This is a genomic window from Alistipes sp. An54 (assembly GCF_002159375.1).
GTDB classification, from domain to species: domain Bacteria; phylum Bacteroidota; class Bacteroidia; order Bacteroidales; family Rikenellaceae; genus Alistipes; species Alistipes megaguti.
Window position 1 is genome coordinate 1 of sequence record NZ_NFIA01000003.1, and the last position, 12,559, is coordinate 12,559.

General features: G+C 62.3%; 10 protein-coding genes. 2 read left to right on the plus strand and 8 right to left on the minus strand.

The window, feature by feature from the left end; translation table 11 throughout:
- Window positions 1–149 precede the first annotated feature (149 nt).
- From B5G09_RS03705 to B5G09_RS03735, 7 genes are all read right to left on the minus strand, one after another.
- Complete coding sequence (locus B5G09_RS03705) at window positions 150–2,306, minus strand: elongation factor G (RefSeq protein ID WP_087404100.1); 2,157 nt, start codon at window positions 2,304–2,306, stop codon at window positions 150–152.
- A gap of 154 nt (window positions 2,307–2,460) precedes the next feature.
- Window positions 2,461–3,144 carry a GDSL-type esterase/lipase family protein gene (locus B5G09_RS03710; protein ID WP_087404101.1) on the minus strand — a complete coding sequence of 228 codons (684 nt, stop codon included), beginning with the start codon at window positions 3,142–3,144 and terminating at the stop codon, window positions 2,461–2,463.
- Window positions 3,145–3,158: 14 nt separating this feature from the next.
- Window positions 3,159–4,550, minus strand: coding sequence for an aminopeptidase P family protein (locus B5G09_RS03715; RefSeq protein WP_087404102.1), 1,392 nt, complete (start codon window positions 4,548–4,550; stop codon window positions 3,159–3,161).
- A gap of 102 nt (window positions 4,551–4,652) precedes the next feature.
- Window positions 4,653–5,828 carry an LD-carboxypeptidase gene (locus B5G09_RS14290; protein ID WP_087404103.1) on the minus strand — a complete coding sequence of 392 codons (1,176 nt, stop codon included), beginning with the start codon at window positions 5,826–5,828 and terminating at the stop codon, window positions 4,653–4,655.
- Window positions 5,825–7,195, minus strand: coding sequence for an MFS transporter (locus B5G09_RS03725; protein WP_087404104.1), 1,371 nt, complete (start codon window positions 7,193–7,195; stop codon window positions 5,825–5,827). The genes B5G09_RS14290 and B5G09_RS03725 overlap by 4 nt, the downstream gene beginning before the upstream one ends.
- A gap of 460 nt (window positions 7,196–7,655) precedes the next feature.
- Complete coding sequence (locus tag B5G09_RS03730; RefSeq protein WP_087311146.1) at window positions 7,656–8,900, minus strand: peptidase U32 family protein; 1,245 nt, start codon at window positions 8,898–8,900, stop codon at window positions 7,656–7,658.
- Between the two features lie 7 nt (window positions 8,901–8,907).
- A complete protein-coding gene (locus tag B5G09_RS03735) occupies window positions 8,908–9,879 on the minus strand; it encodes a polyprenyl synthetase family protein (RefSeq protein WP_087404105.1) in 972 nt (323 codons plus the stop codon).
- A 118-nt stretch (window positions 9,880–9,997) separates the two neighbouring features.
- On the opposite strand from B5G09_RS03735, the gene B5G09_RS03740 reads away from it, so the two are divergent.
- The gene (locus tag B5G09_RS03740) at window positions 9,998–11,008 is read left to right on the plus strand and encodes an ROK family protein (protein ID WP_087404106.1); all 1,011 of its coding nucleotides are present in this window, start codon (window positions 9,998–10,000) and stop codon (window positions 11,006–11,008) included.
- Window positions 11,009–11,114: 106 nt separating this feature from the next.
- Window positions 11,115–12,188, plus strand: a complete 1,074-nt coding sequence (locus B5G09_RS03745) for an SGNH/GDSL hydrolase family protein (protein ID WP_087404107.1) — start codon at window positions 11,115–11,117, stop codon at window positions 12,186–12,188.
- A 97-nt stretch (window positions 12,189–12,285) separates the two neighbouring features.
- On the opposite strand, the gene B5G09_RS14055 is transcribed toward B5G09_RS03745, so the two are convergent.
- Window positions 12,286–12,444: a hypothetical protein gene (locus B5G09_RS14055; protein ID WP_162608235.1), complete on the minus strand. Its 159-nt coding sequence runs from the start codon at window positions 12,442–12,444 to the stop codon at window positions 12,286–12,288.
- Window positions 12,445–12,559: the final 115 nt, after the last annotated feature.

A 12,559-nucleotide genomic window follows, 5' to 3' on the forward strand; every position in this document is an offset into this window, starting at 1 on the left:
CCCCCCCCCTGCGCCGTCCGGTCCTGCCTCTGTGCTTCCGGACCCTCCCTCTGTGCATCCCGGCTCTGCCCCCCCCGGAAAAGAGCGAGGGCGGACCGCCTGATGGCCGTCCGCCCTCCGCACGGGGCTTTACGTTACGACGCCGGGGCTCAATCCTCGTCGGTGTCGGTGTATGCCTTGAGCAGCTTCTCCTGCACGTCGGAGGGCACCTGCTCGTAGGAGGAGAACTTCATGGTGTAGGTGGCCGATCCGGAGGTGAGTGACGAGAGGGTCGTCGAGTAGCGGTAGAGTTCGGCCAGGGGGACGAGTGCGTTCAGCCGGTCGAAACCCTTGTCGGACTCCATGCCGGCGATCATGGCGCGGCGGTTCTGCAGATCCGACATCACGGCGCCCATGTACTCGCTCGGCACGAGGACCTCGACGTTGTAGATCGGCTCCATGATCTTGGGTCCGGCGTTTCGGAAGGCCTCCTTGAAGGCGTTCCGGGCGGCGAGCTTGAAGGAGATTTCGTTCGAATCCACCGGGTGCATCTTGCCGTCGTAGATGATGACGCGGATGTCGCGGGCGTAGGAACCCGTCAGCGGGCCCTGGTCCATCTTCTCCATGATACCCTTGAGGATGGCGGGCATGAAGCGGGCGTCGATCGCTCCGCCGACGATGGCCGAGTAGAACTGGAGTTTGCCGCCCCACGGCAGATCGTACTCCTCCTTGTTCTTGATGTTGACCGCCATGTCACCCTTGCCGGGGATCTTGTAGTTCTTGGGTTCGGGAATTCCCTCGTAGTAGGGTTCGATGATCATGTGCACCTCGCCGAACTGTCCGGCGCCACCCGACTGTTTCTTGTGGCGGTAGTCGGCCTGAGCGACCTTGGTGATGGTTTCGCGATAGGGGATCTTCGGAGCGATATACTCGTAGGGGAGTTTGTTCTCCTTCTCGATGCGCGAGCGGAGGATATTCAGGTGGTGTTCGCCCTGTCCCTGGACGATGGTCTGTTTCAACTCCTTGGAGTACTCGACCAGAATGGTCGGATCCTCGTACCGGGCGTCGTTGAGCAGTTTGCCGAGTTTCTCTTCGTCGCTCTGCTCCTTGCACTTGATGGCGGCGCGGTAGCGGGGTTCGGGGAAGACGATAGGTTCGATCGTCACGGGATCCGTGGCGGCCGAGAGGGTGTCGTTCGTGCGCGTGCCCTTGAGTTTGACCGTGCAGCCGATGTCGCCGGCCGAGAGTTCGGTGACCTTGATGCGGTTCTTGCCGGCCACGGCGAAGAGCTGCGAGAGTTTCTCCTTGTTTCCGGTGCGGGTGTTGACGAGTTCCGTACCCTCGGTGATCTTGCCGCGGATGACGCGGAAGTAGGTGATCTCACCGATGTGCTGTTCGATCTGGCTCTTGAAGACGAATGCCACGGCGGGAGCGGACTCGTCGGCCGGAATCTCCTCGCCCTCGGTGGAGAGGAATGCCGGGGCCTTGAGCGGACCGGGGGCGACGTTGATGATGAACTCCATGAGACGTTTCGTTCCGATGTCTCGTTTGGCGCTGGCGCAGAAGATGGGCATCACCTCGCGTTTCGAGACGCCGATCTTCAGACCGGCGCGGATGTCGTCCTGCGTGAGGGTTCCCTTCTCGAAGTAGAGTTCCATGAGGGCCTCGTCGTGCTCGGCGGCCATTTCGACGAGTTCCTTGTTGAGTTCCATGGCCTTTTCCATCTCCTCGGCGGGGATTTCGAGTTCTTCGCGGTGGCCGTCGTTGTCCTTGAATCGGTACATCTTCATGAGCAGCACGTCGATGAAGGCGTTGAACGAGGGACCCTGGTTGACGGGATACTGGATGATGACGGGTTTGACGCGCGAGGCGGCCTTGATCGACTCGAAGGCCGACTCGAACGAGGCCTTGTCGGCGTCGAGCTGGTTGATGACGCCGATGACGGGTTTTTTGAGCAGACGGGCGTAGCGGGCCTGGATTTCGCTGCCGACCTCCCAGCCGTTCTGGGCGTTGAAGAGGAATACGCCGACGTCGCCGACCTTGAAGGCCGAGAAGAGGCTTCCGCAGAAGTCGTCCGAACCGGGGCAGTCGATGATGTTGAGCTTTCGGTCCATGAATTCGGTGAAGAGGATCGTGGAGTAGATCGAGCGTTTGTATTCGTGCTCGATATCCGTATTGTCCGAGAGCGTGTTGTTGGTCTCGATACTGCCCCTGCGGTCGATGACTTTCCCCTCGTAAGCCATCGCTTCGGCAAGGGTCGTTTTCCCCGTGCCCGGGGCACCGATCAGTACAATGTTTTTGATCTCCTTGGCTGAATAGTTTTTCATATTCCGAAAGTTTTAGGTTTTTGGTTTCGTTGCGGTTGGCCGTGCCTTTTCAGGCACGCGACTATAAATATACGAAATAATCGGGAAAAACAACCCTCGGAAACGAAAAAATCGCCCTTTTGGGGCGATTTTCGGGGCTTCGGAGCGGAGCGGATCAGTGTCCGTTGCCGGATTCGTACTCCTTGAGAACCGGAGCGATGACCTGCTCCATCAGATCGTATCCCTGACGGGTGGGGTGCACGCCGTCGCGGGTCAGCTCGCCGCGCATCGAGCCGTCGCCGGCATCCATCGCCGCATGATAGTCGACCCACGTGACGCCCTGTTCGTCGGCCCAGGCCTTCAGAAGGGCATTGAGCTGACGGATCTTTTCGGCCACCCCTTCGATCTCGGGTCGCCAGGGGTATTTCCCGGCGGGGAGCACCGAACAGAGGATCGGTCGGATTCCGGCCGCACGGGCCAGTTCGGCCATCGAGACGATGTTTTCGACGATGTGCTCCATTTCGATCGGACCGTTGTTCCGGGCCAGATCGTTCGTTCCGGCCAGAATCACCACCGCCTCAGGGTGGAGGTTGATCACGTCGGCGCGGAAGCGGCAGAGCATCTGCGAGGTGACCTGCCCGCCGATTCCGCGGCAGGCGAAGTTGTGGTCGGTGAAGAACTCCGGATGGGCATTGTCCCATCCGTCGGTGATCGAGTTGCCCATGAATACCACGACGGGGGCCTTTTCGAGTCGGGCGTTGGCTTCGGCGTAGCGGCCATAGTCGGCCCAGTCGGCCGGGCGTTGGGCACCGGCGAGGAGCGGCAGGGCGGTGCAGCAGGCGAGCAACAGTTTTTTCATCGTTTGATGCGTCTTTATTTTCCGACAACGGCCTCCAGCTCCTCGACGGAAGCCGGGATTTTGCGGTCGCCGATGATGCGGCTTCCGGTTTCGGTGACCAGAATGTCGTCCTCGATGCGGATGCCGCCGAAGTCGCGGTAGGCCTCCAGGGCGTCGTAGTCGACAATACCCTGATAGAGTCCCTCGGCGCGGCACTTGTCGATCAGGGCGGGGATGAAGTAGAGTCCCGGTTCATCGGTCAGAATCGTACCGGGTTCGATGCGCCAGGCGGCGCGGTAGACGCAGGTTCCGGACTGAGCGGCGCGTTCGGCGATCGCCGAGAAGTCGAACGACCGTTCGCCCATGGCCTCGCAGTCGTGAACGTCCATTCCCAGACCGTGTCCCAGGCCGTGAGGCATGAGCATGGTCATGGCCCCCGACGCGACGGCATCGGCGGGCGAACCCTTGAGCAGCCCCAGTCCGACCAGACCTTCGGCCAGTATGGTGTAGGCGGCGTTGTGCACTTCGGTGTACATCATGTGGGGTTTGACGATGCGGGCCACGTGGTCGTGGGCGGCCAGGACGATGTTGTAGATATCCTTCTGCTTCTGGGTGAACCGTCCGCTGACGGGATAGGTCCGGGTGTGGTCCGAGCAGTAGCCCTCGAGACTCTCTCCGCCGGCATCGCACAGCAGCAGACGTCCCTCCTCGAGCACCCCTTCGGAGTTGAGGTTGTGGAGCGTTTCGCCGTGCTGCGAGACGATCGAGGGGAACGAGACGCCCTGTCCCATCGACTTGGCGACGCCTTCGATGGCGCCGGCGATTTCGCGTTCGATGACCCCCGGGCGGCACATCTTCATGGCCAGCGTGTGCATTTCGTATCCGATGTGGAAGGCGCGCTCCATGGCTTCGATCTCCTCGGCGCTCTTCTTTTCGCGCATCTCGGCCACGGCGAACATCAGATCGACCGATTTGTAGTCGTGCAGCGCCGCGGGTTTGATTCCGAGCAGTTCGGAGAGCAGGAGTTTCGTTTCGCCGCGATAGGGGGGCAGGTAGTGGATCTTGCGGCCCAGGGCGATGGCCTTGCGTAGGCGGGCGGGCAGATCGGCCGTCGGGAAGGTCTTCGACACGCCGACCTGGGCACCCAGTTCGCGGAGTGTGGGCTGGGGGCCGGTCCAGATGATGTCTTCGACGGTGAAGTCGTCGCCGTAGAGGGCCTCTTCGCCCGAGTCGGCGTCGATCAGGCCGACCACCGACGGGACGTTCAGTCCGAAGTAGTAGCGGAACGTCGAATCCTGACGGAAGTAGTAGGCGTTGTTGGGGTAGTTGTTCGGAGCCAGCGTATTGCCGGGCAGCAGGATGATGCCCTCTCCGATTCGGGTGCGCAGCTCGCGGCGGCGCGCGGTATAGGTTTTTGCGGAGAACATAAAGCGTAGAGTTTTCCACAAAGATAACAAAAGCCGGGCGAGAAAGTCAAATTTGCGCGATTTTTTTGTCTGCCGGACAGTGCCGTCTCCTCCGGCTCCGAGCTATCGGTCATCTCCGAAATCGAGCCGGACGCCCTCCGCTCCGACCTCCAGCCGCACCTCGCGACCCAGATAGAGGGCCTGATTGGGCTCCTCGTGCCCGACCGGGAATCCGTAGGCGACCGGTATACCCAGCGGCCGGAGATAGGCATCGAGCAGGGCCTCGGGCTCCTCGACCCCGAATCGCTCGCAGCCGGCCGTGCGGGTGAAGTGTCCCACGACGACGCCCCGCAGCCGTTCGAGCACGCCGCAGCGCGCGAGACTCTGCATCATGCGGTCGATGCGGTAGGCCGATTCGCCGATCTCCTCGATCAGGAGAATCGTCGGCGTGTCGGCCTGCAGTGCTTCGGGGGTTCCGTTAGCGGCACAGATCACCGTGAGGTTTCCGCCGGCCAGACGTCCGCGCGCCTCGCCGGGCGAATTGAGCGGATGGGGCTCCGCCGCGATCGAATGCACCTCTCCGAAGAGGGCTTCGCGCAGCGATTCCGACGAGTCGCCCTCCGGCTCCGCCGCATGCGGTCTCCCGGCGCCTTGACCCCTTGCCGTCAGCCCTGTTGTCTTGCAGGACTCCGACCGTCTCTCTTTTGGCTCCGCGGTTGCCCGACTCCGGTCGGAGGGAGTCGTTCCTGCGGATCCCGTCTTCCGGGAAGCGCCCGTTTTCTCCTCCTCGAAGCGGAAACCGCCGGGCATCGGGCCGTGAATGCTCTCGATTCCGAGCCGGCGCAAGGCCAGATGCAGTGTGGTGATATCGCTGAATCCGACGATCCATTTCGGATGCCGGCGCAGCGCGTCGAGCCGCAGCCGGGGCAGCAATCGTACCGAACCGTACCCGCCGCGGCAGGCGATGACGGCTTTTACCGACGGATCGTCGATTGCCCGTTGCAGCTCCTCGGCGCGCACGCTGTCCGGTGCGGCGAAGTAGGCTTTTTTGTCGGGATTCTGACAGGTGCCGAAACGGACCTGCAACCCCCACTCTCCGAATTTTTGGCGGATGCGGGCCGTGTCGACCCGTTCGGAGAGTTTGCCGGCCGGCGCGACGATCGCGACGGTGTCGCCCTCGCGGAGCCAGGGCGGGCGGATGAAGTCCGTCGAATCGGTCGGTTGGGCTGCCGCCGGGAGCAGGGCGGAGAGCAGCGCCGACAGCAGGGAGAGCCGAAGCCGTATCGGGTGCAGTCTCATGCCTTTTGTTTGCGTTTGCGGGTCAATCCCTCGGGCAGCGGCAGCGAGAGGCGCGAGAAGCTGATCAGCGCGGCGGCGATGGCGAATGCGCCGGCGAGCATCAGGGCGGCGTGGGTGCTGTTCGTCGGGACGAGATGGAAGAGCAGGGCCATCAGGGCTGCGCCGGTCGTCTGGCCGACCAGCCGGGCCGTAGCGAGCATGCCGCTGGCCGAACCGCTGCGCGACGGGGGTGCCGAGGCGATCAGGATGCTGTTGTTGGGCGACTGGAAGAATCCGAAACCGGCACCGCAGAGCATCAGCCGCCAGACGATGTCGCCCTGCGAGGGGTTTTCGGGCAGCCAGGCCAGCAGGAAGAGTCCGGCGGCCATGGCCGTGAGTCCGAGGCCTCCGAGCAGTCCGGCGTGGATGCGCTCGACGAGCATGCCGGCCACCGGAGCCACGATCATGATGATGGCGGGCCAGGCCGTGAGCAACAGGCCGGTCTGGACGTCGTTGTAGCCGCAGGAGTGCTGCAGGTAGAACGGAAGGGCCACCATGGCAAGCATCTGCCCCAGGAACGAGCAGATCGAGGTGAGCACCGAGACCGAGAAGATCGGGATGCGCAGCAGGTCGAAGGGCAGAATCGGATAGGTTTCGCGCAGCTGCGAGCGGATGAAGAAGAATCCGATGATGAGCAGCGCACCGATTCCGACCGAGAGGAGCCGCGGGTCGAGGCCGTGGGAGTAGCCTTCGATGGAGGCCATCATCAGACCGAAGGTGAGGGCGTTCATCAGGGCGTCGCGCCAGCTGAAGTGGTGGGCGGCATCCTTGACGGGGTTCGAGGGGAGGAATCGGTGGCTGAGGATCAGGGCCGCCAGTCCGACGGGGATGTTGACGGCGAAGAGCCAGGGCCAATGGGCCACGGAGAGGATTCCGGCGGCGATCGTAGGTCCGGCGACCGACGAGACGGCGACCACTGTGGCATTGATACCCAGCCCGCGTCCGAGTTGGTTTCTGGGATAGATGAACCGGACGAGCGTGGTGTTGACCGAGGTGACGGCCGAGGCTCCGAAACCCTGCATGACGCGGGCCAGCACCAGAGCCTGGAACGATCCGGCCAGGGCGCAACCGACCGATGCCACCGTAAAGAGGGCCAGACCGGCGATGTATATTTTGCGGTAACCGATCACGTCGCCCAGCGCCGAGAAGGAGAGCAGCGAGACCATGATGGCCAACTGATAGGCGTTGACGATCCAGATGGAGTCGGCGGCCGAGACGCCGAGCTGGGAGCTGATGGTGGGCAGGGCGACGTTTGCGATCGAGCCGTCGATGACCGAGAGAGAGACTCCGAACGAGACGGCGAGAATGGCGCCCAGCCTGCGGGGCATCGGTAGTCCGTCGGCCGGTGTGGATATGTGCGGGGAGGTAAACATCGCCGCAAAGGTATGAAAAAAACGGAGACGCTGAACCGTCTCCGATATCGCTTGCCGGGTCCTGACTGCCGGGAGAGCCTTCTTGTGGCCGTGGCTTTCCGGCTTTTTGCCTTCACCGGCCGATCAGCTTCCGGCATTCCCCGATCAGCTTCTGGCACTCTCCGATTTGCTCTTGGCACTCTCCGATCAGCTTTCGGCGTTTTCCGGCCTGCTGCTTGTCCGCCCGGTCTGTCCCCGATCCGCCCGGTCTGTTCCTGTGTGCCTCCGGCCTTTCCTATCCTGTCTTCGGTTTGCCTCTCCTGCTCCCGGCCCGCCTTTATCCTGCTTCCGGTCCACCTCTGTCCTGCTCCCGGTTCGCTTCTCGCCTGCTTCTGATCTGCCACCAGCTCACCCCTCCCCTTCTCGGGCCCCTGGGTTATTGGGCGTCGACGAACTTGTAGAGCTGGTCGCCGCGCCGAATCACTCCCGGGGTGTGAATGGCACAGAGTTCGCCCTGCGAGACCTGCTGACAGGGCTTTCCGTCGGGCCCGTGGAGTTCGGTGAGCGTCTGTTCGGCCACACCGGTCGTGGCTCCGAGGAAGAAGATCTGCTCGCCGACCGTCAGGGTCGAGGCCTCGACGGCCACCTCGGCGACGGAGAGTTTTTTGTAGAAGTTGACCACCTTGCCGACATAGACCTTGCGCTTGGTGGCCGACGAACCGTAGGCGGTGCTGTGTTCGGCGACGGGGCGTCCGGCGTAGTATCCCTCCCAGAATCCGCGGTTGAAGACCTCGCGAAGCCGCTCCTTGAGTCCGGCGGCCAGTTCCGGGGTGTAGCATCCGGCCTCGAGGGCGCGGAGCGCCTCGTCGTAGCACGAGACAACGCGCTTGACATACTCCGCGCCGCGGGCGCGCCCCTCGATCTTCAGCACGCGGACTCCGGCGCCGATCATCCTGTCCAGGAAGTCGATCGTGCAGAGATCCTTCGGTGAGAGGACGTAGCGGCCGTCGATGTCCAGCTGGGCGCCGGTCTCCTTGTCGGTGACGGTGTATTTTCGGCGGCACAACTGGCGGCAGGCGCCGCGGTTGGCCGAGCATCCGGTTTCGTAGAGCGAGAGGTAGCAGCGGCCCGAGACCGACATGCAGAGGGCTCCGTGGGCGAACATCTCGATCTGAACCAGTTCGCCGCGCGGACCGCGGATCTGCTCCGCCTCGATGCGGCGGTGGATTTCGGCCACCTGTTCGAGAGTCAGTTCGCGGGCCAGCACCACCGTGTCGGCCCACTGGGCGTAGAAGCGTACGGCTTCGGAGTTCGAGATGTTGCACTGCGTGGAGATATGGACCTCCTGCCCGATCTGCCGCGCATAGAGGATGGCGGCCATGTCGGAGGCGATGATGGCGTCGACGCCGGCCCGGCGGGCGCGGTCGATGACGGCGTGCAGGTCGGCGATCTCATCCTCGTAGACCACCGTATTGACGGTCAGATAGCTTTTGACGCCGGCCTGCCGGGCCGTGCAGGCGATCTGCTCCAGGTCGTCGAGCGTGAAGTTGGCGGCCGACGCCGAGCGCATGTTGAGCTTTCCGACCCCGAAGTAGACGGCGTCGGCACCGGCCTGAATGGCTGCGGCCAGCGACTCGCAGGAGCCCACGGGGGCCATGATTTCGATATCCGAACGTTTCATGCTTGGCTCAATGTTTGCGACCCATCAGTCCGGCGGCGAATTCGCGCATCTGGCGGGTGCGTTCCGCCCCGACCGACAGGGTGTCGAGGATCGACAGGGCGCGTTCGAAGCGCACGGAGATCTGCTGCTCCGTGAGGCGTGGGATGTCGAGCCGGTCGTAGATGGCCTTTACGGTGTCGATCTTCTCGCGGTCGGAGAGGCTGGTGTTGCGGTAGGTCGAGCGGAGCACCTCGCGCGTGGGCTCGTCGGCGTGGCTCATGGCCGTGATCATCAGATAGGTCTTCTTGCCTTCGAGGATATCGCCGCCGATAGCCTTTCCGAGGCGTTCGTCGCCGTAGCTGTCCAGCAGATCGTCCTGCAGCTGGAAGGCCAGTCCGAGTTCGATGGCGAATCGGCGGAGTTTTCGGCAGTCCTCTTCGGAGGCGCCGCCGAGGGTGGCTCCGATGACGACCGCCCCGGCGAGCAGTACCGAGGTTTTCAGTTCGATCATGTGCATGTACTCGACCACGGAGACCTTGGACTTGGTTTCGAAATCCATGTCGTACTGCTGACCTTCGCAGACCTCGAGGGCCATGGTGTTGAACACGGCGAGGACCTGCGGCAGGAAACGGGGCTGAATGGCGCCCAGCAGGCGGTATGCGCAGATGAGCATGGCGTCACCCGAGAGGATGGCGACATTCTGTCCCCATTTGGCGTAGACCGAAGGTTTTCCGCGGCGCATGGCGGCGTTGTCCATGATGTCGTCGTGCAGGAGCGTGAAGTTGTGGAAAACCTCGACGGCCGCGGCCGCCGGGAGAGCCTGCTGGATGTCGTCCGAGAAGATGCCGCAGGCCAGGGCCAGAAGCATCGGACGAAGCCGTTTGCCTCCGCCGGCCAACGAATAACCGATCGGTGCATAGAGGAGTTCGGGTTCGGCCGGGAAGTCGGTCTGAGCCAGATAATTTTCGATGGATTGGAGCAGTTGCTCGTTGTTCAGCATGGTTTCGGGACGTTTTTTTCGGATCAAAGTTGACCCAAAAATAGGAAAAAACTTTGGAATGGCCGAATTTTCCTTTAACTTTGAAAGGATGAATCGAACTTTAACTGAAGATAAAATCATGAAAAAACTCGCTATCGGTGTGGATATCGGAGGTATCAACACCGCCTTTGGTCTGGTGGACGAGAACGGCGATCTGTATGCCGAATCGGTCATCTCGACCAAGAAATATCCCTGTGTGGATGATTATCCGGCCTATGTCGAGGAGCTTTGCGATTCGCTCCGGGCCCTGGCGCAGAGTCTGTCGTTCGAGTATGAACTGGCGGGTATCGGCATCGGCGCCCCCAACGCCAACTTCCACAAGGGGACGATCGAGTCGCCGGCCAACCTGTGGAAATTTCGCGCGGGGGATTCCAATCCCGACGAGTCTCGTCGGATCTTCCCGCTGGCCGACGACATTTCGCGCCGCTTCAACGGCGTGAAGACCGTCGTGACCAACGACGCCAACGCCGCCACCATCGGCGAGATGATCTACGGCAATGCCAAGGGGATGAAGGATTTCGTGATGATTACGCTCGGTACGGGTCTGGGTTCGGGTTTTGTCTCCAACGGCGAGATGATCTACGGACACGACGGTTTTGCCGGTGAATTCGGCCACATCATAGTCGAGCGCAACGGTCGTGAGTGCGGATGCGGACGGCGGGGCTGCCTGGAGACCTACGTTTCGGCGACGGGCATCAAGCGTACGGCCTTCGAGCTGATGGCCCGGATGAATGTTCCCAGCAAGCTGCGCAGCATTGCCTTCAACGATTTCGACGCCTCGATGATTTCGGCCGCCGCCGAGCAGGGGGACCCCATCGCCAAGGAGGCCTTCCGCTTTACGGGCGAGATGCTGGGCCGGGCGCTGGCCGACGTGGTGACGATCACCTCGCCGGAGGCGATCTTCCTCTTCGGCGGTTTGTCGAAGGCGGGCAAACTGCTCTTCGAACCCACGCAGTGGTACATGGAGGAGAACATGCTCTTCGTCTTCAAGAACAAGGTGAAGCTGCTGCCGAGCGGCATTCAGGGCAAGAATGCCGCCATTCTGGGTGCCTCGGCGCTGATCTGGCAGGAGCAGGGACATATCCAGTAAGCCTTCGATCGGAAGGAATGACGGGCGGAGTTTTCGGACTCCGCCCTTTTTGGAGTTTGAAAATTCGGGAATCGACCCTGACAACCCACAACTACTGAAAGAGACCATGAAAAAAGTGATTCTGTTGGCCGCCGTACTGCTGACGGCCGCCGTCGCGGGAGCCCAGGTGCGCTTCGTCGATGCGACGCAACTGACGCTGATCGGCAAGGCACTGCCGACTTCGCACCCCTATCATCGGATCGACACGACCCTCTACAAGGGCTTCACCCCCACGGAGAACCAGCAGGTCCGCTGTTCGGCGGGTCTTGCGCTGGTGTTCAAGACCAATTCCACCCGTCTCGACATGCGCCCGGTCTATTCGTCGTTCGTTTACGGCGGGACGAGCACGCCGCGTGTCGCCTCGGAGGGATTCGACCTCTATATCCGCAAGGATGGCGAATGGCTCTATGCGGCGTCGCAGGCGTCCGGCCGGCGCGGTCGGACATTCACGCTCATCCAGGAGATGGACACCACGCAGAAGGAGTGCCTGTTGTACCTGCCCAACTACAGCGAACTGTTGTCGCTGCAGATCGGCGTGGACTCCGCGGCGACGATCACGCCGATGGAGAACCCCTTCCGGCACAAGATCGTGATCTTCGGATCGAGCTTCACGCACGGCGTGAGCACGAGCCGCGCGGGAATGAGCTACCCGATGCAGCTCGAGCGCAACACGGGGCTCTATTTCTGCAGCATTGCCTGCAGCGGCAACTGTAAGCTGCAGCCCTATTTTGCCGATTACCTGGCCGACGTGAAGGATGCCGATGCGATGGTCTTCGACGGCTTCTCGAATCCGGGTGCGGAGATGATCCGCGAGCGGCTGATCCCCTTCATTGCCCGTATCCGCGAAAAACTGCCCGCGACGCCGCTGATCTTCGTGCAGACGATCTACCGTGAGAGCGGCAACTTCAACCTCGGGAGCCGGGCCCGCGAGGAGGCCAAGCGTGCGGCGGCCCGCGAGATGATGGCCCGGGCCATGGAGCAGTTCGACAACGTCTATTTCATCGACGCCCGGGATCTGACGGGCACCGACCATGTCACCTCGGCCGACGGTACCCACCCTTCGGATCTGGGCTACTGGCGCTGGGCGCAGAATCTGCAGCCCGAACTGCTGAAGGTGCTGCGCAAGTGCGGCATCCGCTGATTCGGAAGCCGCGCCCTTTCGTATGGAAAAACCCTGCAACTTGACGTTGCAGGGTTTTTCTGTTCTGGAGCGGGCCCCGTTGCGTGCCGTCGGAGGGCTATTCCCGGATCAGGGTGTCGTGTTCGGCCACCAGCAGCAGGAAGAAGAGCGTCAGCAGAATGCAGCTCGTCGAGGTGCTGTAGGTCTTCAGGAATTCGCTGCTCTCCTGTGGGTTGGTCTCCCGGAGCACCAGGTTGCGGTCGATGAAGAAGCTCATCTCCTCCTGGCTGACAGCGTAGAGAATGTCAGAGAATGTCGGGAACGAGGGCTGCGAAGAGGAAGAATGCGGGGTGTTCTCCGACGGGTCGCAGCAGTTGTGCAAAGATGCTGCC

What these genes read in the sequence shown, in the direction of transcription:
- B5G09_RS03715 (WP_087404102.1), bottom strand. Translation starts at nt 4,550, where the DNA reads ATGTTCTCCGCAAAAACCTATACCGCGCGCCGCCGCGAGCTGCGCACC.
- B5G09_RS03710 (WP_087404101.1), bottom strand. Translation starts at nt 3,144, where the DNA reads ATGAAAAAACTGTTGCTCGCCTGCTGCACCGCCCTGCCGCTCCTCGCC.
- B5G09_RS03705 (WP_087404100.1), bottom strand. Translation starts at nt 2,306, where the DNA reads ATGAAAAACTATTCAGCCAAGGAGATCAAAAACATTGTACTGATCGGT.
- B5G09_RS03740 (WP_087404106.1), top strand. Translation starts at nt 9,998, where the DNA reads ATGAAAAAACTCGCTATCGGTGTGGATATCGGAGGTATCAACACCGCC.
- B5G09_RS03745 (WP_087404107.1), top strand. Translation starts at nt 11,115, where the DNA reads ATGAAAAAAGTGATTCTGTTGGCCGCCGTACTGCTGACGGCCGCCGTC.
- B5G09_RS03730 (WP_087311146.1), bottom strand. Translation starts at nt 8,900, where the DNA reads ATGAAACGTTCGGATATCGAAATCATGGCCCCCGTGGGCTCCTGCGAG.
- B5G09_RS03725 (WP_087404104.1), bottom strand. Translation starts at nt 7,195, where the DNA reads ATGCCCCGCAGGCTGGGCGCCATTCTCGCCGTCTCGTTCGGAGTCTCT.
- B5G09_RS03735 (WP_087404105.1), bottom strand. Translation starts at nt 9,879, where the DNA reads ATGCTGAACAACGAGCAACTGCTCCAATCCATCGAAAATTATCTGGCT.
- B5G09_RS14290 (WP_087404103.1), bottom strand. Translation starts at nt 5,828, where the DNA reads ATGAGACTGCACCCGATACGGCTTCGGCTCTCCCTGCTGTCGGCGCTG.
- B5G09_RS14055 (WP_162608235.1), bottom strand. Translation starts at nt 12,444, where the DNA reads ATGAGCTTCTTCATCGACCGCAACCTGGTGCTCCGGGAGACCAACCCA.